Origin of the sequence: Flavobacterium sp. FlaQc-28 (genome assembly GCF_044007415.1) — a bacterium.
In the GTDB taxonomy this organism is placed as follows: domain Bacteria; phylum Bacteroidota; class Bacteroidia; order Flavobacteriales; family Flavobacteriaceae; genus Flavobacterium.
Genome location: NZ_JBIPCM010000002.1, coordinates 442,680 through 467,472 on the forward strand (window position 1 = coordinate 442,680; position 24,793 = coordinate 467,472).

General features: G+C 31.9%; 23 protein-coding genes. 15 read left to right on the forward strand and 8 right to left on the reverse strand.

The window, feature by feature from the left end:
* The first annotated feature begins 11 nt into the window (after nucleotides 1–11).
* Complete coding sequence (locus tag ACHRVL_RS07780) at nucleotides 12–494, forward strand: hypothetical protein (protein WP_395411645.1); 483 nt, start codon at nucleotides 12–14, stop codon at nucleotides 492–494.
* Between the two features lie 92 nt (nucleotides 495–586).
* On the opposite strand, the gene ACHRVL_RS07785 is transcribed toward ACHRVL_RS07780, so the two are convergent.
* Both ACHRVL_RS07785 and ACHRVL_RS07790 read right to left on the reverse strand, forming a co-directional pair.
* Nucleotides 587–1,705 (reverse strand): GTP cyclohydrolase, encoded by a 1,119-nt coding sequence (locus ACHRVL_RS07785; protein WP_395411648.1) that lies wholly within the window; start codon nucleotides 1,703–1,705, stop codon nucleotides 587–589.
* Nucleotides 1,706–1,757: 52 nt separating this feature from the next.
* Nucleotides 1,758–2,726: a transporter gene (locus ACHRVL_RS07790; protein WP_395411650.1), complete on the reverse strand. Its 969-nt coding sequence runs from the start codon at nucleotides 2,724–2,726 to the stop codon at nucleotides 1,758–1,760.
* Between the two features lie 124 nt (nucleotides 2,727–2,850).
* On the opposite strand from ACHRVL_RS07790, the gene ACHRVL_RS07795 reads away from it, so the two are divergent.
* The 6 genes from ACHRVL_RS07795 to ACHRVL_RS07820 all read left to right on the forward strand — a co-directional run bounded on the left by ACHRVL_RS07795 (nucleotide 2,851) and on the right by ACHRVL_RS07820 (nucleotide 10,896).
* Nucleotides 2,851–3,138, forward strand: coding sequence for a DUF4834 family protein (locus ACHRVL_RS07795; RefSeq protein WP_395411652.1), 288 nt, complete (start codon nucleotides 2,851–2,853; stop codon nucleotides 3,136–3,138).
* Between the two features lie 49 nt (nucleotides 3,139–3,187).
* Nucleotides 3,188–5,638 carry a YfhO family protein gene (locus ACHRVL_RS07800; protein WP_395411653.1) on the forward strand — a complete coding sequence of 817 codons (2,451 nt, stop codon included), beginning with the start codon at nucleotides 3,188–3,190 and terminating at the stop codon, nucleotides 5,636–5,638.
* 135 nt (nucleotides 5,639–5,773) lie between these two features.
* On the forward strand, nucleotides 5,774–7,057 hold the full coding sequence (locus tag ACHRVL_RS07805; RefSeq protein WP_395411655.1) for a glycosyltransferase family 4 protein: 1,284 nt from the start codon (nucleotides 5,774–5,776) through the stop codon (nucleotides 7,055–7,057).
* Nucleotides 7,058–7,133: 76 nt separating this feature from the next.
* Nucleotides 7,134–8,603, forward strand: coding sequence for an oligosaccharide flippase family protein (locus tag ACHRVL_RS07810; RefSeq protein ID WP_395411657.1), 1,470 nt, complete (start codon nucleotides 7,134–7,136; stop codon nucleotides 8,601–8,603).
* 92 nt (nucleotides 8,604–8,695) lie between these two features.
* Nucleotides 8,696–10,348, forward strand: a complete 1,653-nt coding sequence (locus tag ACHRVL_RS07815; protein WP_395411659.1) for a mechanosensitive ion channel family protein — start codon at nucleotides 8,696–8,698, stop codon at nucleotides 10,346–10,348.
* Between the two features lie 248 nt (nucleotides 10,349–10,596).
* A complete protein-coding gene (locus ACHRVL_RS07820) occupies nucleotides 10,597–10,896 on the forward strand; it encodes a hypothetical protein (protein ID WP_089055078.1) in 300 nt (99 codons plus the stop codon).
* 86 nt (nucleotides 10,897–10,982) lie between these two features.
* Here the strand turns inward: ACHRVL_RS07820 and uvrA are convergent, their stop codons facing one another.
* The gene (gene uvrA / locus ACHRVL_RS07825) at nucleotides 10,983–13,778 is read right to left on the reverse strand and encodes an excinuclease ABC subunit UvrA (protein ID WP_395411661.1); all 2,796 of its coding nucleotides are present in this window, start codon (nucleotides 13,776–13,778) and stop codon (nucleotides 10,983–10,985) included.
* Between the two features lie 189 nt (nucleotides 13,779–13,967).
* Between uvrA and ACHRVL_RS07830 the strand changes: the two genes are divergently transcribed.
* The 4 genes from ACHRVL_RS07830 to ACHRVL_RS07845 all read left to right on the forward strand — a co-directional run bounded on the left by ACHRVL_RS07830 (nucleotide 13,968) and on the right by ACHRVL_RS07845 (nucleotide 17,538).
* Nucleotides 13,968–14,726 (forward strand): family 16 glycosylhydrolase, encoded by a 759-nt coding sequence (locus tag ACHRVL_RS07830; protein ID WP_395411662.1) that lies wholly within the window; start codon nucleotides 13,968–13,970, stop codon nucleotides 14,724–14,726.
* A 319-nt stretch (nucleotides 14,727–15,045) separates the two neighbouring features.
* Complete coding sequence (locus tag ACHRVL_RS07835; RefSeq protein ID WP_395411664.1) at nucleotides 15,046–15,630, forward strand: RNA polymerase sigma factor; 585 nt, start codon at nucleotides 15,046–15,048, stop codon at nucleotides 15,628–15,630.
* 50 nt (nucleotides 15,631–15,680) lie between these two features.
* Complete coding sequence (locus tag ACHRVL_RS07840) at nucleotides 15,681–15,824, forward strand: hypothetical protein (RefSeq protein WP_165768026.1); 144 nt, start codon at nucleotides 15,681–15,683, stop codon at nucleotides 15,822–15,824.
* Nucleotides 15,825–16,473: 649 nt separating this feature from the next.
* Nucleotides 16,474–17,538 carry a tetratricopeptide repeat protein gene (locus tag ACHRVL_RS07845; protein WP_395411665.1) on the forward strand — a complete coding sequence of 355 codons (1,065 nt, stop codon included), beginning with the start codon at nucleotides 16,474–16,476 and terminating at the stop codon, nucleotides 17,536–17,538.
* Nucleotides 17,539–17,599: 61 nt separating this feature from the next.
* On the opposite strand, the gene nth is transcribed toward ACHRVL_RS07845, so the two are convergent.
* Nucleotides 17,600–18,256: an endonuclease III gene (nth, locus tag ACHRVL_RS07850; protein WP_089055073.1), complete on the reverse strand. Its 657-nt coding sequence runs from the start codon at nucleotides 18,254–18,256 to the stop codon at nucleotides 17,600–17,602.
* Nucleotides 18,257–18,354: 98 nt separating this feature from the next.
* Between nth and bcp the strand changes: the two genes are divergently transcribed.
* Nucleotides 18,355–18,807 carry a thioredoxin-dependent thiol peroxidase gene (gene bcp / locus ACHRVL_RS07855; protein WP_129053678.1) on the forward strand — a complete coding sequence of 151 codons (453 nt, stop codon included), beginning with the start codon at nucleotides 18,355–18,357 and terminating at the stop codon, nucleotides 18,805–18,807.
* A 231-nt stretch (nucleotides 18,808–19,038) separates the two neighbouring features.
* On the opposite strand, the gene ACHRVL_RS07860 is transcribed toward bcp, so the two are convergent.
* A complete protein-coding gene (locus ACHRVL_RS07860) occupies nucleotides 19,039–20,499 on the reverse strand; it encodes a TonB-dependent receptor (protein WP_089052441.1) in 1,461 nt (486 codons plus the stop codon).
* Nucleotides 20,500–20,589: 90 nt separating this feature from the next.
* Between ACHRVL_RS07860 and ACHRVL_RS07865 the strand changes: the two genes are divergently transcribed.
* Genes ACHRVL_RS07865 through ACHRVL_RS07875 form a run of 3 tightly spaced genes read left to right on the forward strand, consistent with a single transcriptional unit; the run spans nucleotide 20,590 to nucleotide 22,338 of the window.
* Nucleotides 20,590–21,354 (forward strand): MBL fold metallo-hydrolase, encoded by a 765-nt coding sequence (locus ACHRVL_RS07865; RefSeq protein WP_129025326.1) that lies wholly within the window; start codon nucleotides 20,590–20,592, stop codon nucleotides 21,352–21,354.
* A gap of 12 nt (nucleotides 21,355–21,366) precedes the next feature.
* Nucleotides 21,367–21,870 carry a hypothetical protein gene (locus ACHRVL_RS07870; protein WP_089052439.1) on the forward strand — a complete coding sequence of 168 codons (504 nt, stop codon included), beginning with the start codon at nucleotides 21,367–21,369 and terminating at the stop codon, nucleotides 21,868–21,870.
* Nucleotides 21,871–21,915: 45 nt separating this feature from the next.
* Nucleotides 21,916–22,338: a hypothetical protein gene (locus ACHRVL_RS07875; protein ID WP_395411668.1), complete on the forward strand. Its 423-nt coding sequence runs from the start codon at nucleotides 21,916–21,918 to the stop codon at nucleotides 22,336–22,338.
* A gap of 73 nt (nucleotides 22,339–22,411) precedes the next feature.
* Here the strand turns inward: ACHRVL_RS07875 and ACHRVL_RS07880 are convergent, their stop codons facing one another.
* From ACHRVL_RS07880 to ACHRVL_RS07890, 3 genes are all read right to left on the reverse strand, one after another.
* Nucleotides 22,412–23,056, reverse strand: a complete 645-nt coding sequence (locus ACHRVL_RS07880) for an alpha/beta hydrolase (RefSeq protein ID WP_395411670.1) — start codon at nucleotides 23,054–23,056, stop codon at nucleotides 22,412–22,414.
* Nucleotides 23,057–23,196: 140 nt separating this feature from the next.
* Nucleotides 23,197–23,523, reverse strand: a complete 327-nt coding sequence (locus ACHRVL_RS07885; protein WP_099720305.1) for a hypothetical protein — start codon at nucleotides 23,521–23,523, stop codon at nucleotides 23,197–23,199.
* Between the two features lie 4 nt (nucleotides 23,524–23,527).
* Entirely contained in the window at nucleotides 23,528–24,778 is a 1,251-nt protein-coding gene (locus ACHRVL_RS07890) for a dihydroorotase family protein (protein ID WP_395411672.1), read from the reverse strand.
* Nucleotides 24,779–24,793: the final 15 nt, after the last annotated feature.

The following is a 24,793-nucleotide window of genomic DNA, read 5'->3' on the forward strand; positions in this document are numbered from 1 at the left end:
AATTAATAATTATGAAAAAGCTACTTATACTAACGACTCTAATTTTGACTGTTTTAGTTTCTTGTAAAAAAACAACAGATACAGAACCGGTTCAAATTACTCCAAATGCTCCAAAAGAGGCTCAAATAGAAGAACCTGCAGGTGATCAATGTTATGCTTTAAGAGCAAATGGCAATGTGATTGAATTGAGTTTTAATGTAAACTCGCACCAAGAGGTAAACGGAAAATTAAGCTATAATATATCTGGAAAAGATAAAAATGAAGGAACTCTAATTGGAAATATGAATGGCGATACGCTTATCGCTGATTATACTTTTACTTCTGAAGGAGTTTCATCTGTGCGGGAAGTTGCATTTCTGCAAAAAGACGGATCGTTAATAGAGGGATTTGGAGATGTTGTTCAAGCTAACGATAAAGTAACTTTTAAGGATAAAACCAAATTGAAGTTTGATAAAAAAAACAGATTGACTAAGACAGATTGTAAAGTAGAATAGTAAAAATGTCATTGGTACAAAAAATCCATTCGTTTATTGCGAATGGATTCTTTATGTTTAAAACGAAATGCCTATTTCGATAGCTAAATTTTTTAAAGGTATTTCAAATATGTTTTTCTTTGGCAGTGAATTTTTGGATCAAAGTTTTTCCAAAGTAAATGAATCGCTGTATTCTCTGCTAATTCTGGAGTTCTAATACAATTCACAATTCCTTTTTCAGAGAAAGTTTTGTAATATTCATCAAAAATAATTGCAGTAACTCCTTTATTTTGATAATCTGGGTGAACACCGATAAGGTAAAAAACTACATCTTTACTTTTCTTTCTCGCTTTTAAAAGGTGAAGAAAACCAAATGGAAAAAGTTTTCCTTTTGCTTTTTGTAAAGCCTCAGTAAAACTTGGCATAACGATACTAAAAGCAACTAAGTTATCATCTTTATCAACTACAAATTTTATGTATTCAGGATTGATAAAACTGATGTATTTCTTTTTAAAATACTCCTTTTGAATATCTGAAATCGCAACAAACGAAGCTAGTTTGGCATATGATTCATTAAACAAATCAAACATTTTGTCGACATGCGGCATAATATCTTTTGTCTTAGTGAAATTAAGAGCTCTAAGTTCGTAGCGTTTTTTAATTAAAGCTTGTGCTTTAAGAAAAAATTCGGGTTTTACATTCGAAAAAGGAAATATGCTTTCGATGTATTCTTTTTCAACCTGAAAACCTAGTTTTTCAAAATGAGTTACATAGTACGGATTATTGTACCAAGTAATCATCGTTCCAACTTGATCAAAACCTTCCGTTAGAACGCCAACTTTGTCTAAATTAGAAAAGCCCATTGGACCTTCGGCATGTTCAAGGTTGTGTTTTCTTCCTAATTCATATACTTTTTCGAGCAATGCTTTTGTAACCTCTATATCATCAATTACATCAAACCATCCAAAACGAACTTTTCTTTTATGCTGATTATTTACTTCGGCCCAATTGATAATTGCAGTAATTCTTCCCACAATTTCATTGTTTTTATAAGCAAGATAAAAGTAAGCTTCGGCATTATCAAACGCAGGATTTTTGGTTTTATCAAAAGACTCTAGTTCGTCTGCAATAATAGGTGGTACCCAATATGGATTGTCCTTATATAGCGAAAATGGAAATTTGATATATTCGGTTAGTTCTTTTTTAGTTTTAGCTTCTTTAATTGTAATCATTAAGATGGTATTATAAAAAATCTCTTAGCGCAGAGAGTTTCGTTATTAAAATTTATTCGTATTTCGCTTTGCGTTTTCTTTCTCTCGCCTGATAATCTATCTCTTTTTCATTTTCTGGATTCTTTTTAGCTCTTTCACTGTTTTTAACCTCGATTTGTTTTTCTTTATACCAGCCGTCGTAACGCCAAGAAAAACCAACTCCGCCATATAAAACAGATGGAGTATTTTTAAAGTTAGTACTTATCGAAGCATCAATCTGCATATTTGGTGATAAAAGATAAGCTGCACCGCCGCGAACGATTGCATCACTGTAGAAATCACTTTTGTATCCTTGATTTTCAACAAATCCAGACCATTTTGCATTAAATCCGTGTGTTAAGGTCAATACGTAGCCATAACTAGGGTAATCAGTTCCAATATAATCTGCAATAATATTGGTTACAAAAACCCATCTTCCGCCTCCAAATAAGTTTTGTGTAACCAAAGCTACTTTTGGAGAAATCTCACCATCAGGAGAGAAATAATAAGGATTGTCGGCACCAATAAAATTTGCTCCTGCAAATATCGAAACTGCTGGTATTAATTCGCGCCATTTAAAACTGCGATTGGCTTTATAGCTGTAGATGTTTACTTCGTCTTTATAATTTTTGTAAGGATCGTAAATTAAATATTTAGCTCCTAAAACAGTTTGTTTAAAATTGTTTTTTTTGTAGCTGGTATACGGAGTATCAAAGTTTTCCATTTGATATTGTAAATCAACAATAAATTCTAATTGCTCTAAAAAAGCACCATATCTTATTGTAAAATCAGTACCAAAACCACTTGCGTCGTAGTTAAGTAAGTCATGTTTTTCTTTAATACCATAAACGCCAATTTCTGCTTGAATAACAGATTTTCCAACAGCATAAGCAGACATAGTTTCGCCCGGTCTGTTTGAGTTTATTACATCAGTGTATTGAGCAAAGAAAAATTGTGGTATTAAAAGAAGAGATGTAGAAAGTAAGTTTTTAATTTTCAACATAAATGTATTTTTTGATTAAAAAGCTATAACGCATTTCAAATGTACTATATTTTATTATTTATTTAAGATTGATATTTTAATTTTAAACAATGGATTTATTAATTTTGACAAAAATTATACAATTATGCAAGAAGCATCTTTTTCAGGTTTAATAAAAGCTATATTCTATATGATAGCGTTTTATTATATTTTTAAATTTTTAGCTAGAATCTTTTTGCCAGTATTGGTAAAAAAAGCAGTTGAAAAGGCAGGAGAAAATTTTCAGAGACAACAACAATATAGTCAAGATAATTCTTGGCAAAAAGCTCGTAATACTACAAATGATGAGATAATCATCAATACAGCTAATGCAAAAAATCCTCGCGAAACCAAAAAGGTTGGGGATTATGTTGATTACGAAGAAATAGATTAAGTTTGTATCCTAAAAAATAGGATTCATCATTTAACCAAACCTGCCAAAATTGAAAATAGTAAATAAGTTCTATCCGCATGCCCTTGTAATTCTGGGTTTTATTCTTGTATCATTAGTTTATTTTTATCCTGTTCTGCAAGGAAAACAGATTTTTCAGTCAGATATTGCTCAATATACCGGAATGGCAAAAGAGCAGAATGACTTCAGGGCAGCTGAACACACAGAACCTTATTGGACAAACTCTGCTTTTGGCGGAATGCCTACTTATCAGTTGGGAGCAAATTATCCTAATGATTTTATTGGTAAAATTGATGATGTTTTGCGTTTTTTACCACGTCCTGCAGATTATCTTTTTCTATATTTCTTTGGGTTTTATGGTTTGTTATTGGTTTTAAAAACAGATCCATTAAAAGCTTTTATCGGTGCACTTGCCTTTGGTTTTTCGACCTATTTAATTATAATTCTTGGAGTTGGTCATAATGCAAAAGCGCATGCAATTGCATATATGCCCCTAGTTATCGCTGGATTTATACTCGTTTTTCAAAAAAAATATATTTGGGGAGGTCTGCTCACCATGTTTGCGGTTGCATTAGAAGTTAATGCGAATCACTTTCAAATGACCTATTATTTATTGATTTTCTTATTGATACTTTCGGGTTATTTTGCTTTTACTTTTATAAAGAATAAAGAATACAAACCGCTTTTAATTGCAATAGGTACGCTGGCTGTAGCGGGAATTTTTGCTATTGGTGCTAATGCAGCTAATTTAATGGCTACCAGCGAATATGCTAAATTTAGTACTCGTAGTAACAGCGAATTAACTTTTAATCCTGACGGAACCAAAAAGACAAACGAAAATGCTTTAAGTAGAGAATATATTACAGAATATAGTTACGGAATCGCAGAAAGTTTTAATTTAATTGCTCCGAGACTTTTTGGAGGTTCAAACCATGAAAATGTTGGTATTGATAGCCGTATGTATTCGTTTATGCTAGAGCAGGGTGTGCCGGCAAGCCAAGCTGAAGATTTTGTATCGGGAATGCCTGCATATTGGGGAGACCAGCCTATTGTTGCCGCGCCAGCTTATATTGGAGTTGTTGTCTTTTTCTTGGCAGTTTTAGCATTATTTATTGATAATAGAAAAATAAAATACGTTTTTCTTTCAGGAGCATTGGTTTCATTAGTTCTTTCATGGGGAAAAAATGTCTCTTTTCTAACAGACTTTTTTATAGATTATGTTCCAATGTATGATAAGTTTAGAGCAGTATCTTCTATTCAAGTAATTTTAGAATTATGTTTCCCTGTACTTGCAGTAATGGGGTTACAATCTTTCTTTAAAGCTAAAGAAGAACCAAAACTACAGCAAAAAGCTTTAATTCAGACAGGTGTTTTTGGATTAGGAATCATTGCTATTTTGGTAATTGCTAAAAGTTCTTTTCACTTTACAGGAATGAATGATCAGTACTTTTTAGAAAGTTACGGACCTGCTTTTGTTGATGCTTTGAAGGAAGATAGAATGTCATTGTACTCTGCAGATTTACTTCGATCTGGATTTTTTATAGTTGTAACTTTTGGAGTTTTATGGTTATTTATTAAAAATAAATTTTCGCAGACTACAGCTTTAATAATTGTTGCTGTGTTGATGATTTTTGATTTGTTTTTTGTGGATAAAAAATATGTTTCAGCTAAAGATTTTGTGAGCCCTGTTCAAATTGCTGCTCCATTTCAAGAAACACCTTCAGATATTGAAATATTAAAGGATACTACACATTACAGAGTTTTTGAAATGAGCGGAAATATGTCAAGTGCGAGAGCTTCTTATTTTCATCATTCTATTGGTGGTTATCATGCTGCAAAACCAAGAAGAATACAACAGTTATTTGATTACCAAATTGCGAATAAAAATAAAAACATGAATTTGGAAATACTTAATATGTTAAATGTTAAGTATGTTATTCAAACAGATAAACAGGGTAAAGATATTCCAACTCAAAACCCTGATGCAAATGGAAACGCATGGTTTGTAAGTTCAGTAAAACTTGTAAATAAACCAGACGATGTAATGAAAGCTTTGAATTATATCGATACTAAAAAAGTTGCAGTATTCAATGTTCGTGAGCATGAAGGTAAATTTAGAAATGCCCGATTGAAAAAACAATGGGATACGACTGGAACGATTAAAGTGGTAAAATATAAACCAAACTATATTAAATACCAATCAGACAGTAAAGGCGATGCTTTGGCTGTTTTTTCTGAAATGTATTATAAAAATGGCTGGAATGCTTATGTTGACGGTCAATTGACAGACCATTTTCCTGTTGATTATGTTTTAAGAGCTATGGAAGTTCCTGGAGGAAAACATACTATTGAGTTTAAGTTTGAACCTCAGGTTGTAAAAACAGGAGGAGTCATTAACTTGGCTAGTTCAATAGGAATGGTGTTGCTTTTAATTGGCGGGATTTATTTTGAACGTAAGAAGTCTAGTGAACAGTCTAAGTAAATAGGTTTATCATTCTACTTTGAAATTCTTTTTTATAATTTTTATTTCACAAAGAATCTCAAAGATGCAGCAGAGTTTTACAAAGTTGATAATAACTTCTAAATATTTACACATTTAAACAATAAATAATTCTCCTTGGAACAAAAGAAGCTCTTAATTATCACGTACTATTTTCCACCAGCAGGAGGACCGGGAGTACAACGTTGGTTGAAATTTGTAAAATATCTTCCAGAATTTAATGTTCAACCTATTGTTTATGTTCCAGAGAACCCAACTTATCCAATTGTAGATGAAGGTTTGGTAAGTGAAATATCTGATAAAGTCATTGTATTAAAAAATAAAATTTGGGAGCCTTATCAATTGGCTTCTGTTTTTTCAAAAAATAAAACTAAGAAGATAAGCTCGGGAATTTTTCCACATAAAAAAAAGCAGACATTTTTAGATAAAACTTTTCTTTGGGTTCGTGGGAATCTTTTTATTCCTGATGCGCGTGTTTTTTGGGTAAAACCTTCCGTTTCTTATCTTGAAAAATATATTAGAGAGAATAATATTGATACGATCGTAACATCTGGACCGCCGCATAGTCTGCATTTAATTGGTTTAGAATTAAAAGAAAAACTAAACGTAAAATGGTTTGCAGATTTTCGTGATCCTTGGACAACCATTGGCTATCACAAATCTCTTCGGTTGTCAAATTATGCAGCAAAAAAACACAAAAATTTAGAACATAAAGTTCTTAATACGGCGGATACTATTATTGTAACGAGTAAAACTACAAAAACAGAATTTCAAGCTATTACCAATAAACCAATTGCAGTAATTACAAATGGTTACGATCTAGAAAAAGTAGAGAAAGAGCCACTAGATACGAAGTTTACTTTAGCACACATTGGATCATTTTTATCAGAGAGAAACCCAAAATTTTTATGGGAATGTCTTGTTGAACTAGTTAACGAAATTCCTGATTTTAAAAAGAATTTAGAAATTAAATTAATTGGTGCAGTAAGTCAGGAAGTTTTAGATTCTATTGAAGAATTTAAACTCAATGATTATTTAAATCTTTTAGGATATGTTTCGCATAATGAAGCAATCGGGCATCAAAAAAAATCGCAGGTTTTGCTTTTAATCGAAATAAATTCAGAGGATACAAAAAGTATTATACCAGGGAAATTGTTTGAATACATGGTCTCAAATCGACCAATAATTGCAATTGGTCCGCAAGGTTCTGATTTTGCCGATATCATTGCAGAAACCAATACAGGGGTATTTTTTGATTATTCTGAAAAAGTGAAACTAAAAAGTGTAATTTTGGACTTTTATAATCAGTTTTTGGAAGGGAAATTACAGTCTTATGGGGTTGGTTTACAGCAATATTCAAGAAAAAACCTTACCAAACAATTAGCACAGTTAATTAGTTAAAACAACAATTTCAAAATTAAAAGAGAGCAGAAAATCAAAAATCTAAACTCTACAATCTAAACTCTGCAATCAAAAAATGGGTATTGTCTTAAATCAGTCTTTCAAAAATACTATTATTACCTATATAGGTTTCGGAATTGGAGCCATTAATACACTTTATTTATATCCTGTTTTTTTAGGAGCAACCTTTTATGGTTTAACTAATTATGTGACATCTTGCGCAAATGTTATCATGCCTTTGTTTGCGATTGGAATGCAAAATACTTTGGTGAAATTTTATTCGCAGTATAAAACTGAAGAGGAAAAATCCCGTTTTTTATCCTTTACCGTTTTATTTCCTCTGTTATTAATAATTCCAATTTTACTGATTGGTCTATTTTTTTATGACGAGATTCTATTCTTTGTGTCTAAAAAGAATGCGATTGTAAAAAGTTATATCTGGTTAATACCATTTATAGGATTGTGTATGGCATACTTTGAAATTTTTTATGCCTGGTTAAGAGTAAATATGCATTCTGTTTTTGGAAACTTTGTAAAAGAAGTTGGATTGCGATTATTTTCATTGTTCCTATTAATAGGCGTTTATTATGATTGGCTTAGTGTAGAAGGTTTTGTGTACGCAACGGCAGGTTTGTATTTTTTGGCATTCTTGATAACCATGCTATATGCATTCAGCATTCAGAAACCAACTTTTCAGTTTACAATACCAGCAAATACAAAAGAAATATTAATATATACCTTTTATATTATTTTATCAGGAAGTGTAGCTAATTTGCTTTTAGATGGAGATAAAATGATGTTGAATCAGTATATGCAGATTGAGAATATTGCTTTCTATTCTGTAGCTACTTATATTGCTTTGGTGATTTCTGTGCCAAGTCGTGCGATGCATCAAATCGTTTATCCGATAACGGCAAAATTAATGCATGAAAATAAGTATGACGAATTGAATATACTTTATAAAAAGACTTCTATCAATTTACAAATGGTAGGCGGATTTGTAATGCTGTGTATTTTTGTCAACATTAATCAGCTTTATGAATTAGTACCTAAAGAATACAGCGGAGGAATTTCAGTTGTATTTATGATTGGTTTATCAAAATATTTTGATCTGATTTTAGGAAACAATAACGCCATTATTTTCAATACAAAATATTATCGAATGGTTTTGTATCTTGGTTTAATGCTGGTTGTTCTTACGGTCATTTTAAACATGATTTTTATTCCAATTTTTGGAATCTTTGGTTCTGCTTTTGCAACTTTATTATCAATTACCCTGTACAGTTTAGCAAAACTTCTTTTTGTGGTAAAGAAACTTCATTTGTACCCTTTTACAAAAGAGACAATTTCATCAATGGTATTAACTTTTGTGTTGTTTCTATTGTTTTATTTCTGGGAGTTTCCATTTTATCAATTGATTAGTATTGCTTTGAAATCAATTTTGGTAACCATTTTATATGTTTACCTGAATTATAGATTTAATATTTCGCCAGATATTAACAAAGTAATCGATACCATTTTAAAGAAAATCGGAATTAAAATTTAATACGATTTTATTGCGAAACAGTAAAGTAATTTAGAATTGAACCTATTTTGTTTTTATATTTGTTAGAAAGGACCAATTACAGCTAACATCATATGAAAAAGAAATTACTTTGTTTTTTAGCGATTTTCATTGTTTTATTTTCATCATTTGCTTTTACTCAAAAAGACAGCCTGCAGACATCAAAGAATGTCGCAGTTGAACTAAAACAAGTAAAATATCCTATAAATCCTTTTAAGGATACTTTATTCTTTGTTTATAACAAAGTGGGTTCTTTTTCTGCCGAAAACAGGGCGAAAGCGATTACCGAAAAAATTAGAAAACTTTATGAGGATTCACTTTTTGATTCAGATTCACTTGTAATTATTCCTTCAGATATTTCTCAAGACATAGTTTATAATGATGATTTTATTATTATGTCAATTCTTGACGTTGATGCAAAAGCTGAAAACCAGACACAAGAATTTATTGCAAAACGTAATTTGTCTTTAATAAAGAAAGCAATAATTTATCAAAATGAAAACTATTCGATGCTGCCAAAAAGACTTGGGTATACAGCCTTGTTGATTTTGATTATTGGCAGTATCTTGTATTTTGTTGGTAAACTTTTTAACCGAGTAAAACTCTATATTCTAAAAAACAGCGATAAGTATTTTAAAGGCTTTAATTACAATAATATTAAAATTTTATCGCCTCAAAAGCAGCAGGTGCTCGCAATGCAGCTGTATGGTTTTGTAAAAGGTCTTATTCTTGTTTTAATAGTTTACCTTTCACTTCCGTTGTTGTTTAGCATTTTTCCTGCTACAGAAGCTTACACGACAACATTGCTGCGTTGGATTCTTACGCCTGCAAAATCCGCTGTTATGGGATTTGTTGACTTTCTGCCAAGTTTAGTCACCATTATAGTTATTGTTGTTATTTTTAGATATACCATAAAAGTGATTAAGTTCTTTTTTGAAGAAATTAAGAAAGAGAATATTAAAATTGACGGTTTCTACAACGATTGGGCAATGCCGACATTTAATATTGTTAGATTTTTATTGCTTGCCTTTATGGTAGTAATTATTTTTCCGTATCTACCTGGTTCAGAATCGCCAATTTTCAAAGGAGTATCTGTATTTGTGGGGGTTTTATTTTCATTAGGTTCTTCAAATGCAATTGCCAATATGGTTGCAGGTTTAGTAATCACGTATATGCGTCCATTTAAAATAGGTGATTTTATAAAAATTGGAGATGTAAGCGGTGAAGTAATCGAAAAAACAGCTTTGGTTACCAGAATTAGAACGCCTAAATTTGAAGATATAACTATTCCTAACTCAACAGTTTTATCAAGTACGTCAACCAATTATTCATCAAATACAAAACAGGTTAATAATGGATTATTAATACATACAACAGTTACCATTGGATATGATGTTCCGTGGGCAGCTATTCATAAGGCTTTGATTGATGCTGCACTAAAAACGCAAATGATCGAACAGACTCCGCCGCCTTTTGTTTTGCAAACTAGTTTAGACGACTTTTATGTATCATATCAAATAAACGTTTATACAAAAGAACCTACAAAACAGCCTTTAATTTATTCTTCATTGCATCAAAATATTCAAGATTCTTTTAATGAAGCTGGAATCGAAATTATGTCGCCGCATTATAATGCTTTAAGAGACGGTAACATGACGACTATACCAGAAAATTATTTAAAAAGTGATTATAAACCTTCGTCATTTAACATTAGAAATAAAGATTAAGTTATCGTTAATGTATTGATATACTGTTTTAAAGAATCAATTTTAACAGTTGTTTATTTTGTAGTTTTAATTTTAAAATATAATTTTAGGTTAAATTTTTAACGTTCCATTTTATTGAAAAAAAACTAAATGGTTTACATAGAATATAAAAAGGCTCTGCTGATGTTTGTTTTTGAATGCAGTACTTAATTGGGAATTGTTGAGAATTTAGAAAATTTCGCATACAGACTAAACCAAAATGAAGGATTATGAAAAACAATCAGCTCAGTCCGGAACAAAGTGTACAGGTGTTTTCGAATATGATTTCAAACAAAGTTCATAACGGATTTGTATTAGAAGAGAGAAATGATGAATTACTTTTCGCTGTTCTTTCAAAGGGTGGAAAAGCAGTTAACCACGGTTTGAATTTTATTATTTTTTGTTTAACACTCGGATTATGGTCATTTGCTTGGCTGTATCTTACAATCGAGGCCTCAAAACAAAAAAAAGTACTAGTTGCCATCGATGAAGATGGTTTTCCTTTTGAAGAAAAATGTTTACTGGCGTAAACGTTCCTGATTTTAAAAAAACAAAGCCATAAATTAATATCATAAGTTGATATAATTTATGGCTTCGTTTTTTAAAGAGTAGAAAACTACAGTTTATCTTTCAAATAAATTCCAGTAACAGATTCTTTTACTTTAACAATTTCTTCAGGAGTTCCTGCAGCCAATAAATGACCGCCGTTTTCTCCGCCTTCAGGTCCCAAATCGATAATCCAGTCCGCACATTTAATTAAATCAAGATTATGTTCAATCACAATTATTGAATGTCCTTTTTCGATTAAAGCATCAAATGAAGCCATCAGCTTTTTAATGTCATGAAAATGAAGCCCAGTTGTAGGTTCATCAAAAACAAATAGAGCTTTATCTTTTGTTGCTCCTTTTACTAAAAATGAGGCCAATTTGATACGCTGTGCTTCACCACCGGAAAGAGTAGAGGATGATTGACCTAATTGTACATATCCTAAACCAACATCTTGTAAAGGCTGTAATTTTTGCGTGATTTTTGTCTGCTTGTTTTTTTCGAAAAAAGCAATAGCATCATCGATTGTCATAGTCAGAATATCGTTGATGTTTTTATCGTCAAAATTAATCTCTAAGATTTCTTTTTTAAATCGTTTTCCACCGCAGGTTTCGCAAGGCAGAGAAACATCAGCCATGAATACCATTTCAACGTTTATAGAACCTTCTCCTTTACAAGTTTCACAGCGGCCGCCGTCAACATTAAAAGAGAAATGTTTAGCCTGATAACCTCTTATTTTTGATAATTTTTCTTTAGCATACAAATCACGAATATCGTCATAAGCCTTTATGTACGTCACAGGGTTTGATCTGGAGCTTCTTCCAATCGGGTTTTGATCTACATATTCAATGTGTTTTATTTGTGAGAAAGAGCCTTTAATTTCGCTAAACTGTCCCGCTTTTTCAGCAGCATTTTCCAGTTTTTTCTGCATGGCAGGAAATAGTATTTTCTTAATCAAAGTACTTTTTCCACTTCCAGAAACTCCTGTAACAACAGTTAAAATATCTAGAGGAAAAGTGACATTGATATTCTTTAAGTTATTTTCTCTTGCACCAATAATATCAATATGGTTTTTGAATTTTCTTCTTCTCTGTGGAACTGAAATCTCTAAATCTCCATTCAAATACTTAGAAGTAAGCGAATCTGATTTTAGGATTTCTTCATAAGTTCCCTGAGCAACTAATTTTCCTCCAAAAGTTCCAGCTTCAGGACCGATATCAATAATCATATCAGCCGCTTTCATAATATCTTCATCGTGTTCTACGACAATTACAGTGTTGCCTAAATCACGCAAGGAAAGTAAAACCTTAATTAATCTTTCAGAATCTTTTGGGTGAAGTCCAATACTAGGTTCGTCTAGAATGTACATAGAACCAACCAAGCTGCTTCCTAACGAAGTAGCTAGATTAATGCGCTGCGATTCTCCTCCCGAAAGTGTCGAAGAGTTTCTGTTTAAGGTAAGATAATCCAAACCAACTTCGGTCAAAAACGATAAACGATTATTGATTTCGACCATCAAACGTTTCGCAATTTGCTGCTCGTAAGTATTTAAGTCGATATTTTTGAAAAAAGTAACTAAATGCTTTATTGGTAAATCAACTAAATCTGAAACTGTTTTTCCGTTGATTTTTACATATGAAGCTTCTTCACGAAGACGTTTTCCGCGACAAGCGTGACATTTCGTTTTTCCGCGGTAGCGCGACAGCATTACACGATTTTGTATCTTATAATTTTTCTCTTCAAGTTCTTTAAAAAAACTGTTTAGACCTTGAAAATATTGATTTCCTGTCCAAATTAAGTCTTTTTGACTATCAGAAAGTTCAAAATAAGGTTTGTGAATTGGGAAATCAAATTTATAAGCATGTTTCACTAATTCGTCTTTGTACCAGCTCATACTTTCGCCTCGCCAAGGATAAATAGCGCTTTCAAAAATAGACAGTGAAGTATTAGGAACAACCAAATCAGCATCAATGCCAATTATATTTCCGTAACCTTCACAAACTGGGCAGGCACCATACGGATTATTAAAGCTAAATAAGTGAACATTTGGCTCTAGAAAAGTAATGCCGTCTAATTCGAAATTATTAGAATAAGAAAAACGTTTATCTGAGCCCAATTCTTGAAGATAACAAATTCCTTTTCCTTCAAAAAAAGCAGTTTGAACAGCATCAGCAAGACGATTGTAAAACTCTTCCTCTTCCTTTACAACAATACGATCAATAATTAACAGGATGTCTTTATTGTCTAATTGATGAAGATTTTCTGTAGAAAATTCATCTAAACGCACCATTTCATTTTCGACCAAAATACGGGCAAAACCTTGTTGTAATAATACTTTAAGTTTATCTTCGAGCTGTCGTCCTTCTTCAAGATGAATAGGAGCAAGAAGCAGCCATTTACTATCGATTTCCAATGTTTTTACATCAGAAACCACATCAGAAACGGTGTTTTTTTTAACTTCTTGACCAGAAACAGGCGAATAAGTGCGTCCGATTCTAGCAAACAAAAGTTTAATATAATCGTAGATTTCTGTAGAAGTTCCTACAGTAGAACGAGCATTTGTGGTATTCACTTTTTGCTCAATTGCAATTGCCGGTGCAATACCTTTAATGTATTCTACTTTTGGTTTGTCTAAACGCCCCAAAAACTGACGTGCGTATGAAGATAAACTTTCTACATAACGACGTTGTCCTTCGGCATATAAAGTATCAAATGCTAAACTTGATTTTCCTGATCCTGAAAGACCTGTAATTACAACAAGTTTATTTCGCGGAATAGCAACATCTACATTTTTTAAATTATGTACTTGTGCTCCTTTTATTATAATATTTTGTTTTGGGTCGAGTGTAGAAAGATCGATTTGCATAAAAAATGTCAATTTTTACAAAAGTAATCAATTTTGAATTGAGTTTAGTTAAGGATATTGTTCCAAATTTTAACAGAATCACATTGTTAGCTCCAAATTTGAATATCAAAGTTTTTTGATTAAAAAGCGGCTAGTGTTTATGAAATATTCTATTTTAGAACAGTTTTAATAATTTCTAAAGTAATAGTTATGAATAAAGTAGTTCTATTAGTGCTCATTTGCAGTTTTTCATATGCGCAAGAAGCAAAGAGAAAATTGGTATGGGAAGAAAACTTCAATAAGAAAGAGATAAATGAAAAGTTTTGGAATTTTGAACTTGGAGACGGTTGTCCGAATTCGTGTGGTTTTGGTAATAATGAAAGGCAGATTTATACCAAAATAAATCATGAAATAAAAGACGGTATTTTGGTAATCGAAGCCAGAAAAGAGGGAAATAAATATACCTCGACAAAAATTACAACTAAAGGTAAGAAAGAGTTTAAATACGGCAGGATAGAAGCAAGGGTAAAACTAGCTGTTGGGCAAGGTATATGGCCTGCTTTCTGGATGCTTGGCGCTAATATTGACGAGGTGCAATGGCCAAAAAGCGGTGAAATTGATATTCTGGAGTATGTAGGCAGAGATCCTCACATGGTTTACACAACGCTTCATACGCAAGACAGTCACGGAAATACAATCAACACAAAAAGAACTGAATTTTTAAATATTGAAGAAGGTTATCATGTGTATGCTATTGAGTGGGATAAGGATAAAATTGAATTTTTTGTAGACAAAACTTTAGTATATACCTTTAATCCTTCTATAAAAAACGAAGATACCTGGCCTTTTGATAAACCATTTTATATTATTTTGAATTTGGCAGTTGGAGGAAATTTTGGAGGACCAGAAGTAGACGATGCCATTTTTCCGCAAAAGTTTTATATAGATTACGTAAGAGTATATCAATAAAAAACTAACCGCGAAATTTAGAAATAATGCAGATTTGAATAGTGTAAATGTTTAAATGTAAGTTATTTACGTTTATTTTTAAAAAGCGTTATACTTACTAAAATTTCCATTTTTTTTAATGATTTAAAACAAAATAGAACGATGTGTTAAAAAACTTAACGGTTAAATGTTAATTATTATTGCATTTGTTTGCTTTTTAAAATAATAATTTGTTAAATTTGGTCACAATATTAACATTATAAAAAAGATACGCCTATACAATAAAATTACTTTTTAGAAAATTTACTCCAAAATTATAGAACCTAAAAAAGTAAGTATTATGGCTGATCTGCATATTCCAGACGCTCTATTAGTGAAAAATTATGTCGAAGGCAACGAAAGTGCCCTTGCGACATTGATAAAAAGACACGAATCTAAGATATATGGTTTTATATATTCAAAGATTGCTGATAGAGATATTTCAAACGATATTTTTCAAGACACATTTATTAAAGTTATCAAAACTTTAAAAAGCAATTCATATAATGAAGAAGGTAAGTTTTTGCCTTGGGTTATGCGTATATCACACAACTTAATTGTGGATCATTTTCGTAAAACCAAAAAAATGCCAATGTATAGAGAAACCGAAGAGTTTTCGATTTTCTCAATCATGTCTGATGATTCGCTAAACATCGAAAGTAAAATGATTTTAGATCAAGTTGAAGTTGATTTAAAAAGGTTAATCGAAGAGCTGCCAGACGATCAAAAAGAAGTTTTGGTAATGAGAATGTATCAGGATATGAGTTTTAAAGAAATCTCGGAGTTAACAGATGTAAGTATTAATACTGCATTAGGAAGAATGCGTTATGCATTGATGAATTTGAGAAAAATTATCGATAAACATCAAATTATTTTGACCAGTTGATACTATTTTGAATATAAGTTCGTTATACTAGTATAAAACATTTTATTCGTATGGCGAAAATTTACTCAAAAAAAGCAGCAGCTGCTAAAGATTTAAAACCTAAAAAAGAAGTAATATCTTTTTTATTGAATTATTCACAAGCTTTAACTGTTGTGAAAATTGAGAATAAAAGTTTTGAAATTATAGCAAATTAAACAGCCCGCTTGCCCAGTCGGATGTTTATTTCGAAAAAACCAAATGGTCGTTTTGGTTGAAAGCTCACTATTTGTATTTAAATACAGATAGTGAGTTTTTTATTTTATTAAACTCACTAGTAATTGACCACATCAGTCTGATGATTTTAAATTTTAAATGGAAAAAAAGTAATCTCAGTCTTTTTTGCTTCACAAACAATATCAGATTTTTTGTATAGTTTTATTCTGTATTGTTAAATTTTCATATTTTAATCAGGTTTTCTTTATTTGTTCGAGATTTAATTTTAGTTTAGTTAAAAAGTATTATTTATTTCATTTATATTATTAAATCATGAAGTTTTTATTATTAAAGTGTAGAAACTCATTTTTAGATATAAATGTTAATATTTAAGAAAAACGTTTAACCCAAATCACCGATAATCTATGGAAAAAAATTACGCTTCGTTGTTTTGTTTGTTGTAATTCAGATAGATAATAGCAGAGATCATTATTGATTTCTACTATTTTTTTTGATGGAAAAAGAGTTTTTTGTTTTTTTAATATGCGTACCAGAGTATATTAAATAAAGTTTTAGCATCTTTTTTTGATGCTTATTCTTTTGATAAAAAGCCATTAAGTCTATTTAACAACCAACCAAAACTAACCAAAAATGAAAAGAAAACTAATCCTGTTATCAACTCTGCTATTGGTAACAATTGGAGCATTTGCTCAAAAAGATAAAATCAAAGAAGCGCAGTCCTTGTATGAGAAAGGAAAAAGTCAAGAAGCTTTGGCAATTTTAAATAAAACAGAATATCTTATACTCAATGCTTCTGATGAGGATAAATCTGATTATTACTTTTTAAAAGGAAATGTATTAAAAGATTTAGCTGGAAAAAACATTGACGCAGCCAGTAATTTTACATTGGCATCACAAGCTTATCAGGATGTATTTTTATACGAAAATGAATCAGGTAAATTTAAATTTACTATTAAAGCAAATTTGGCGCTAAAAGAGATGAAATCTAACTTGGTTAATGGAGCAATGACAGATTTTAATGCAGGCAAATTTAAAGAAAGCGCAGAGAAAAGTTATAAAGTTTATTTGTTTGATAAAAAAGATACGCTGAACTTATTTAATGCCGCATCTTCATCTGTAAATGCCAGAGATTTTGATTCAGCGATACGATATTATGAGCAGCTCAAAAAAATCAATTTTTCAGGAAAAGGAGTTTTGTACTACGCAACAAACAAGAAAACAAAAGAAGAAGATCTTTTTGTTTCGCCAAAAGCCCGAGAAGCCGCTATTCAGCAGGGAGTTTACGAAAAGCCAAGAACAGAATCGGTTCCTTCAAAAAAGATTGAGATTAATAATAATCTAGCTTATTCTTATCTAGAAAAGAAAGAGTATGCTAAAGCGGAAATGATTTATAATTATGTTCTAGAGCTGAATCCAAATTATATTGATGCTTATATAAATTTAGCTTACTTAAAGTTGCAGCAGAAAAAAGATTTAGCCGATGAAATTTCATCTTTAGGAACAACGCCTGCAGAAATGAAGAAATATGATAAATTGAGTGCTGTAAAAGATGATGTAACTCGCAGTGCGATTCCGTATTTAAAGAAAGTACTTGCTATTGAGCCAAAAAATTCAGAAGCTACAAAAACACTTTTGGGAGTTTACAGATCACTTGATATGACAAAAGAATATAATGCTTTAAAAGGTGGTATGTAAATTTTAAGGATTAAAGAATAAAGATAAAAAGGCACAAAGGTTTTAAACTTTGTGCCTTTTTCTATTTTGTCACTTTTGTCATTTCTTCAATAATAGATTTTTTTCCAACCGTTCTTGTGATAATATCTTTCTCTAAACTCCAGCCTCGTGCAGGCGAGTATTCGCGTCCATACCAAATAATCTGCAGGTGTAAATCATTCCATATTTCTTTAGGAAACAATCGTTTAGCATCTTTTTCGGTTTGAGTGACATTTTTTCCATTCGAAAGATTCCACCTGTACATCAATCTATGTATATGTGTATCTACAGGAAAAGCGGGAACTCCAAACGCCTGAGACATTACAACACTTGCTGTTTTATGACCAACAGCCGGTAATTCTTCTAATGCTTCAAAACTTTGCGGCACTTCGCCATTGTGTTTTTCAATTAAAATTTCAGACAAACCATGAATTCCTTTAGATTTCATTGGAGATAAACCGCATGGTCGAATAATTTCTTTAATTTCTTCTACAGACATTTTCACCATATCATATGGATTGTCAGCTTTTGCAAACAAAAGAGGAGTAATTTGATTAACGCGAACATCAGTACATTGCGCCGAAAGTAAAACAGCAATTAATAAAGTATAAGGATCTTTGTGATCAAGCGGTACAGGTATGGTAGGGTAGAGTTCTTTTAACGTATTTATAACAAATTGCACGCGAGCTTCTTTATTCATTTCTGTAAATTTAAAGTGTAAAAATAGCGATTTATAACTTATAAGTTATCTTTGTTTTAAATCTAAAATCAACAATCTGAAATCTAAAATAAAAAGATATGACAACATTAAAAGCCGGTGACAATGCACCAAATTTTTCAGGAATAGATCAAGACGGAAAATCGCATAAACTGGCAGATTATGCTGGAAAAAAATTAGTAGTTTTCTTTTATCCAAAAGCAAGTACGCCTGGTTGTACTGCTGAAGCTTGTGATCTGAGAGATAATTTTGAACGTTTTAAAGCTAATAATTATGAGCTCTTGGGCGTGAGTGCTGATAGTCAGAAAGCACAGTTGAAATTTAAAGATAAATATGAATTCCCTTTTCCATTATTAGCAGATGAAGACAAATCAGTAATCAATGCATTTGGAGTTTGGGGACCAAAAAAGTTCATGGGAAGAGAATATGACGGAATTCACAGAACAACCTTCGTAATTAATGAAAAAGGAATTATCGAAGAAGTAATCGAAAAAGTAAAAACAAAAGAACACGCAGCACAGATATTGAAGTAGTATTTTTGTTTTAAGTTTCATGTTCTTCCGAACTGAAAAAAAAATTACCGCAAAACACGCTAAGTTTTTTCTAGGTGTGGTTTTAAAAAACGCAAAGTTCACAAAGCTGAATCAACATCAAGCTTTGCGAGCTTTGCATTTTTATACGTAGATCTATATAAAAATCTTTGCGTGCTTTGCGGTAAATTAAAACCTGAAACAAAAAAAAAGTCCCAATTAGGGACTTTTAAATTAAGCATTTTGTTCTAATTCTGTTTGAGGATGATATCCAAACAAATGGTGTTCTTTTATAATTTCTGCAATACCCGGCGGAAGCATATGTTCCCATCCTTTTTTGCCTTGATTGATCATTTTTAAAATCTCGCGAGAAAAAACCTCTAAGTTGTGCGGGTCATAATCTGTAATATCAACCACTTTTCCATTGAACTTGAAGAACTTGTAAAGTTCTTTCATTCTTGGATGTACTTTTAAATTAGTTGAATTCATTAATTCTCCATTTTCATCCAGCATTGGATAAAGGAAAACTTTCATATCTCTGTAGAATAATTTTCCAAAAGCTTCTAGAATTCCACCGCTTAAGTGTCTGTAATACTTCTCGTCAAAAATATCGACAAGGTTATTTACACCCATTGCTAATCCCATACGAGCTTTAGTATAATTAGCAAAATATTCAACTACTTTATAGTATTCTTGGAAATTCGAAATCATTACTGTTTGACCAAGTGAGCAAAGTAATTCAGCTCTGTCCATAAAGTCACGTTCGTCGATTTCACCATCAGAACGTAAATTCGAAAGTGTAATTTCAAAAATAACTAATGTATTGTCTTTTTCAACCTTGTTTTCTTCAAGAAACATCTTCAATGATTTCTCGTACATGTCCATGTTTACCTTTGTAACTGGGCGAAAACTTCCTCTTAAAGCTAAAAGATTCTTTTTGTATAAAATGGCAGCCGGCAGAATGTTTTTCCCTTCAGGATTAAACATAACCGCATCAGTCATTCCGTTTTTCACCAATTGTAAACTCATCAAACGATTGTCAACATCAGCAAAACGAGGTCCAGAGAAATTGATCGTATCGATTTCTAATTGATCTTTGTCTAAGTGATCGTATAAATATCGAAGTAAACGTTTTGGATCATTATATTTGTAAAAAGCACCGTAAATTAAGTTTACACCTAAAATTCCTAGTGTTTCTTGTTGTAATCTAGCGTCAGTCTCTCTAAAACGAATGTGGAGAATAATTTCGTTATAAGCTTCGTCTGGTTCAATTTGGTATCTAATTCCTACCCAGCCGTGTCCTTTAAATTGTTTGGCAAAATCTATAGTTGCAACTGTATTGGCATAACTAAAGAAAAGTTTTGTGGGATGTTTTTCTCTGCTTAAACGCTCTTCGATGATTTGTCCTTCAAGAGTTAACATTTTTTTTAAACGTTCTTCGGTTACGTAACGGCCGTCAGTTTCAATTCCGTAAATAGCATCACTAAAATCTTTGTCATAGGCAGACATGGCTTTTGCAATAGTTCCTGAAGAACCTCCGGATCTGAAAAAATGTCTAACTGTCTCTTGTCCAGCGCCAATTTCTGCAAATGTTCCGTAAATGTTTTCGTTTAAATTAATGCGTAAAGCTTTGTCTTTTATAGAGGGAATCTGTTCGATGACCTTGTCACCTTTGAGTTTTATTTCTGTACCCATTTTATTTTAAATAGATTTGTTACAAAGTTAGTAAATTAGGCTTCTAATGAAAGAGAAATAATCCTATTTTTGTAAAAAAATTAAGTTCAATTGAAGGTCTATTTTTTAGGTACTGGTACTTCTCAAGGCATTCCGATTATCGGAGTGGATCATCCTGTTTGCAAAAGCACTGATGCTAAGGACAAAAGGCTCCGTGTGTCCATTTGGATTACTTGGAACGAGCACTCATTTGTAATCGATTGCGGTCCTGATTTCAGGCAGCAAATGCTTTCCTGTGGTTGCCGTAAACTCGATGCTATTTTATTTACTCACGAACATGCAGATCATACTGCAGGTTTAGACGACATTCGTCCGTTTAATTTTAGACAGGGTGAAATTCCTATTTACGGACATGAGCGTGTATTAGGTAATTTAAGACGCCGTTTTGATTATGTTTTCGAAACTGTGAATAAATATCCTGGCGCTCCAAGCGTAAAAACTATCGAAGTCGAAAATGACAAACCTTTTGCGGTTGGCGATAAAATGGCGATTCCAATAAATGTAATGCACGGAGATTTACAGGTTTTTGGATATAGAATCGATGATTTTGCCTATTTAACAGATGTAAAAACAATTGAAACAGCCGAAGTTGAAAAGCTTAAAGGTTTAAAGGTTTTAGTGGTTAATGCTTTGCGTGTTGAACCTCACGACACCCATTTTAATCTGCAAGAAGCGCTTGATTTTATTAATCTTGTAAAACCCGAAAAGGCTTATTTGACGCATATCAGCCATGTCTTAGGTTTTCACGAAGAAGTGCAGAAACAACTTCCAGAAAATGTTTTTCTGGCTTACGACAACTTAGAAATTACAATTTAATTATTCCATAAAATGAAAAAATCCTTAATGCTTTATCTTTTTATCCTTGCGATATTAATGAATGTTTTTACTTATATGTTTTATAGCAGCGAAGTAAAATTCGGGCAGGAAAGATATGATAAAACGACTAAAAAGCTAAGAGACAGTATTCAATTAGTAAAAACTCAATTGGCTGATGCAAATTATTTTTCTCTTGAACATAATGAAAATGCGCAAAACTACTTTGATAACAGTGCTTCTGGAGGAAAAGTAATTTTATTTGAAAAATTGATTCCAGTTGTAACTGAGAAATTATTGGATTTTAATGCAAACCCAAAAGGGAATCCGTATACAGGACAAGATCAAATAGGGCCAAACAAATTTATTATCAATAAAGTAAAAATTTTAAACCACCGTTGGATCATTGCTGATTATAGTAATGGGGAATTATGGGGAGAAGTCTTGTTAAAGTATTTTGTTGATAATGATGATAATATTACCTTTGAAGTAAACCAAACTTGGTTGTACCAAAAATAGGATTATGTTATCCTGTTTTTTTATCAATTTAAATTTAATAGGATTATGAAAAAGATATTTTTGTTTTTGATTATTGCAGGAACATTTTCTTGTTCAAAAAAAGTTTCTCAGGAAAATGCAACTGTGAAAGAACCGCAGGAGAAGAAATTAGTTGGAGGAGATTCTGATGTGCACGGATGTAAAGGTTCAGCCGGTTACACGTGGTCAACTCTGAAAAAAGAATGTATCCGAATTTTTGAAGGTACAAAACTATCGCATGCAGAAGAAACAGGTAAAAGTTATACAACTGCGGCATTTGTTATTTTTGATGGAAATAAAGCAGAGCTTTTTCTTGATACTCAAAAAGAATCTATCATTTTAGAAAGAAAATCCGAAGGTAATTCTTGGAAAAAAGACGATTTCGAGTTAATTCCGTGGAAAGGTTATGTTCTGAAAAAAGCAGGTAAAATTATTTATACTGGAGAATAGAAAGTAAAAAGTAAAAAAGTGAGATGTATTTTGGTATTACCATTTTACATCTCACTTTTTTATGTTCTATTTTTTAAGCAGAAAGCCAGTTCTTAAAATCGAAGAAATTCTGTGGCGCAACACCGTGACCAACAGGATATTCTTTGTAAGTAACTGGAATATTCAGCCTTTCTAAAATTGCTGGAGTTTTTCTAGCCCATTCAATCGGAATAACTTGATCTACAGTTCCGTGTGACGCGAATATTTTTAGGTTTTTAAAGTCGTTTTTCTCAAAACCTTCTTTGATGATTTCTTCATTAAAATAACCGCTCATCGCTACAACTCTCTGAATTTTTTCAGGATATGAAAGTGCCGTCGCATAGCTTAGAATTGAGCCTTGACTAAAACCAATCAAAGTCACATTATTAGCGTCAATAGGATAATTGGTAACTAATTCATCAATAAAATTGGCAATGATATCTCTTGATGTTTTTGCCTGTTCATTATCTGAGAATTTATTTTGGTCTGCGTCAAAATTGATTGCGTACCAAGCATAAGCTCCATATTGTAAATCATAAGGCGCTCTTGCTGAAATAATATAGTAATTATCAGGAAGTTCAGTTGCAAACGAAAATAAGTCGGCCTCGTTACTGCCGTAACCGTGTAATAAAAGTAAAAGAGGATTTTTGTCTAAAATAACTTTTGGTTCTCTTATTTTATATTCTAAAGATAGATTCATTTTTTTATTGTGAATTGTGAATTGTAAGTTGTGAAATGTGAGCCTCAGTCTCAGTTTCAAGTTTTCAACTTTGACAAAGTTCGAAACTTTGTCAAAGTTTTTCAAGTTTGGAATTTGGAATTAAAAATATTGGAATTTTACTAACCGATAGATTTAAACCATTTTTGAAAAAGTTCTCCCACTAGCGGAATTGGTTTTGTCTGCCCTTGTATCGCATTAAAAATACCAAAAGTCCAAAGAATTGAAATACAGATCCACATTGGAAAAGTGATAAAAAAACTGTCAAAATTGCTGATAATTGCTCCGAAAGAAATAAAAGTAAGTGATAAGCCTAAAGCCTGACGAATATGAAAAGAAGCAAAGCTGTTTTTGTTTTCAGAATTCATAGACATCGCGATTAAAACGCCAATAATTAAAATATAACTGGTAATAGCGATAGATTTTCCTTCTTCGATTGTATTGTTCATTGTATTATTTTGTAACAAGTTGTTTTTGATTTAAAATTCCGTACACAGAACCTTTGATTTCAGTTCCTAAAAAGGCAGAATTTTTAGATTTTGAAAGGATATTTTCTTTAGTAAAAGTCGATTTCCCTTCAGGAGTAAAGAAAGTAAAGTTTGCTTTAGAGCCTTCGGCAATTGTATTGCTTTCAAGTCCAAAAACAGCTCTTCCAGAAGTTAGTTTTGAAACTACAGTTTCTAAAGGTAAAACAGTCAATAAAGCTCCAAAAGCACTTTCTAAACCAATAGTTCCATTTTTTGCCGTGTCAAATTCCATTTTCTTGAATTCGATATCAATCGGATTGTGGTCAGAAGTAATCATATCGATAGTTCCGTCGGCAATTCCGTTAAGTAAAGCCTGTCTGTCTACTTCAGTGCGTAAAGGCGGAGTAACTTTAAAACGAGTATCAAAGCCATCCAGTTTTTCATCTGTTAAAACCAAATGATGTACAGATGCACTTGCAGTTACGTTTAAACCTTTTGCTTTAGCTTCTCTAATTAATTGAACTGACTTTGCTGTAGAAATGGTTGGAATATGAAGTTTTCCGCCTGTATATTCCAGCAAAAATAAGTTTCGAGATATTTGAAGTTCTTCAGCTAAATCAGGAATTCCTTTTAATCCTAAACGAGTCGAAACAATTCCTTCGTTTGCAACGCCATTTCCTTTTATGTTTGGGTCTTGCGAATAGGTAATTACCAAACCGTCAAAATCCTGAACGTATTGCAGCGCAATTTTTAGCAGATTGGCATTATCAATGCTTTTGTTGTAATCTCCAAAAGCAACGGCACCGGCTTTTTTCATGTCAAACAATTCTGCCATATCTTTTCCTTCGCTGGCTTTTGTTAAAGCTCCAATTGGGAAAATTTCTGTTGCAAAACCGTTCGCTTTATTTTTTACAAAATTTACTTGAGACTGATTGTCAATAATAGGGAAGGAGTTTGGCTGAAGAGCAATTGCAGTAAAACCGCTTTTTGCTGCAACGTTTAATCCGTTTGCGATGGTTTCTCGATCCTCATAACCTGGTTCTCCAAGTGAAACACTGCTGTCAAACCATCCTTGAGAAACATGAAGATTATCGAATTTTACCTCTGTTGCATTATCATTTGGAAGTGAAACGCCTATTTTTTCTATTAAACCATCTGCAATTAAAAGATCAACAGTCTGGTTATGAAACGGACTTTTTGAGTCGATAATTTTGGCGTTTTTGATGATTATTTTCATATGTAGAGAAATTTA

Coding starts and splice junctions, on each gene's coding strand:
- ACHRVL_RS07780 (WP_395411645.1), top strand. CDS start 12: ATGAAAAAGCTACTTATACTAACGACTCTAATTTTGACTGTTTTAGTT.
- ACHRVL_RS07785 (WP_395411648.1), bottom strand. CDS start 1,705: ATGATTACAATTAAAGAAGCTAAAACTAAAAAAGAACTAACCGAATAT.
- ACHRVL_RS07790 (WP_395411650.1), bottom strand. CDS start 2,726: ATGTTGAAAATTAAAAACTTACTTTCTACATCTCTTCTTTTAATACCA.
- ACHRVL_RS07795 (WP_395411652.1), top strand. CDS start 2,851: ATGCAAGAAGCATCTTTTTCAGGTTTAATAAAAGCTATATTCTATATG.
- ACHRVL_RS07810 (WP_395411657.1), top strand. CDS start 7,134: ATGGGTATTGTCTTAAATCAGTCTTTCAAAAATACTATTATTACCTAT.
- ACHRVL_RS07815 (WP_395411659.1), top strand. CDS start 8,696: ATGAAAAAGAAATTACTTTGTTTTTTAGCGATTTTCATTGTTTTATTT.
- ACHRVL_RS07820 (WP_089055078.1), top strand. CDS start 10,597: ATGAAAAACAATCAGCTCAGTCCGGAACAAAGTGTACAGGTGTTTTCG.
- uvrA (WP_395411661.1), bottom strand. CDS start 13,778: ATGCAAATCGATCTTTCTACACTCGACCCAAAACAAAATATTATAATA.
- ACHRVL_RS07830 (WP_395411662.1), top strand. CDS start 13,968: ATGAATAAAGTAGTTCTATTAGTGCTCATTTGCAGTTTTTCATATGCG.
- ACHRVL_RS07835 (WP_395411664.1), top strand. CDS start 15,046: ATGGCTGATCTGCATATTCCAGACGCTCTATTAGTGAAAAATTATGTC.
- ACHRVL_RS07840 (WP_165768026.1), top strand. CDS start 15,681: ATGGCGAAAATTTACTCAAAAAAAGCAGCAGCTGCTAAAGATTTAAAA.
- ACHRVL_RS07845 (WP_395411665.1), top strand. CDS start 16,474: ATGAAAAGAAAACTAATCCTGTTATCAACTCTGCTATTGGTAACAATT.
- nth (WP_089055073.1), bottom strand. CDS start 18,256: ATGAATAAAGAAGCTCGCGTGCAATTTGTTATAAATACGTTAAAAGAA.
- bcp (WP_129053678.1), top strand. CDS start 18,355: ATGACAACATTAAAAGCCGGTGACAATGCACCAAATTTTTCAGGAATA.
- ACHRVL_RS07860 (WP_089052441.1), bottom strand. CDS start 20,499: ATGGGTACAGAAATAAAACTCAAAGGTGACAAGGTCATCGAACAGATT.
- ACHRVL_RS07870 (WP_089052439.1), top strand. CDS start 21,367: ATGAAAAAATCCTTAATGCTTTATCTTTTTATCCTTGCGATATTAATG.
- ACHRVL_RS07875 (WP_395411668.1), top strand. CDS start 21,916: ATGAAAAAGATATTTTTGTTTTTGATTATTGCAGGAACATTTTCTTGT.
- ACHRVL_RS07880 (WP_395411670.1), bottom strand. CDS start 23,056: ATGAATCTATCTTTAGAATATAAAATAAGAGAACCAAAAGTTATTTTA.
- ACHRVL_RS07885 (WP_099720305.1), bottom strand. CDS start 23,523: ATGAACAATACAATCGAAGAAGGAAAATCTATCGCTATTACCAGTTAT.
- ACHRVL_RS07890 (WP_395411672.1), bottom strand. CDS start 24,778: ATGAAAATAATCATCAAAAACGCCAAAATTATCGACTCAAAAAGTCCG.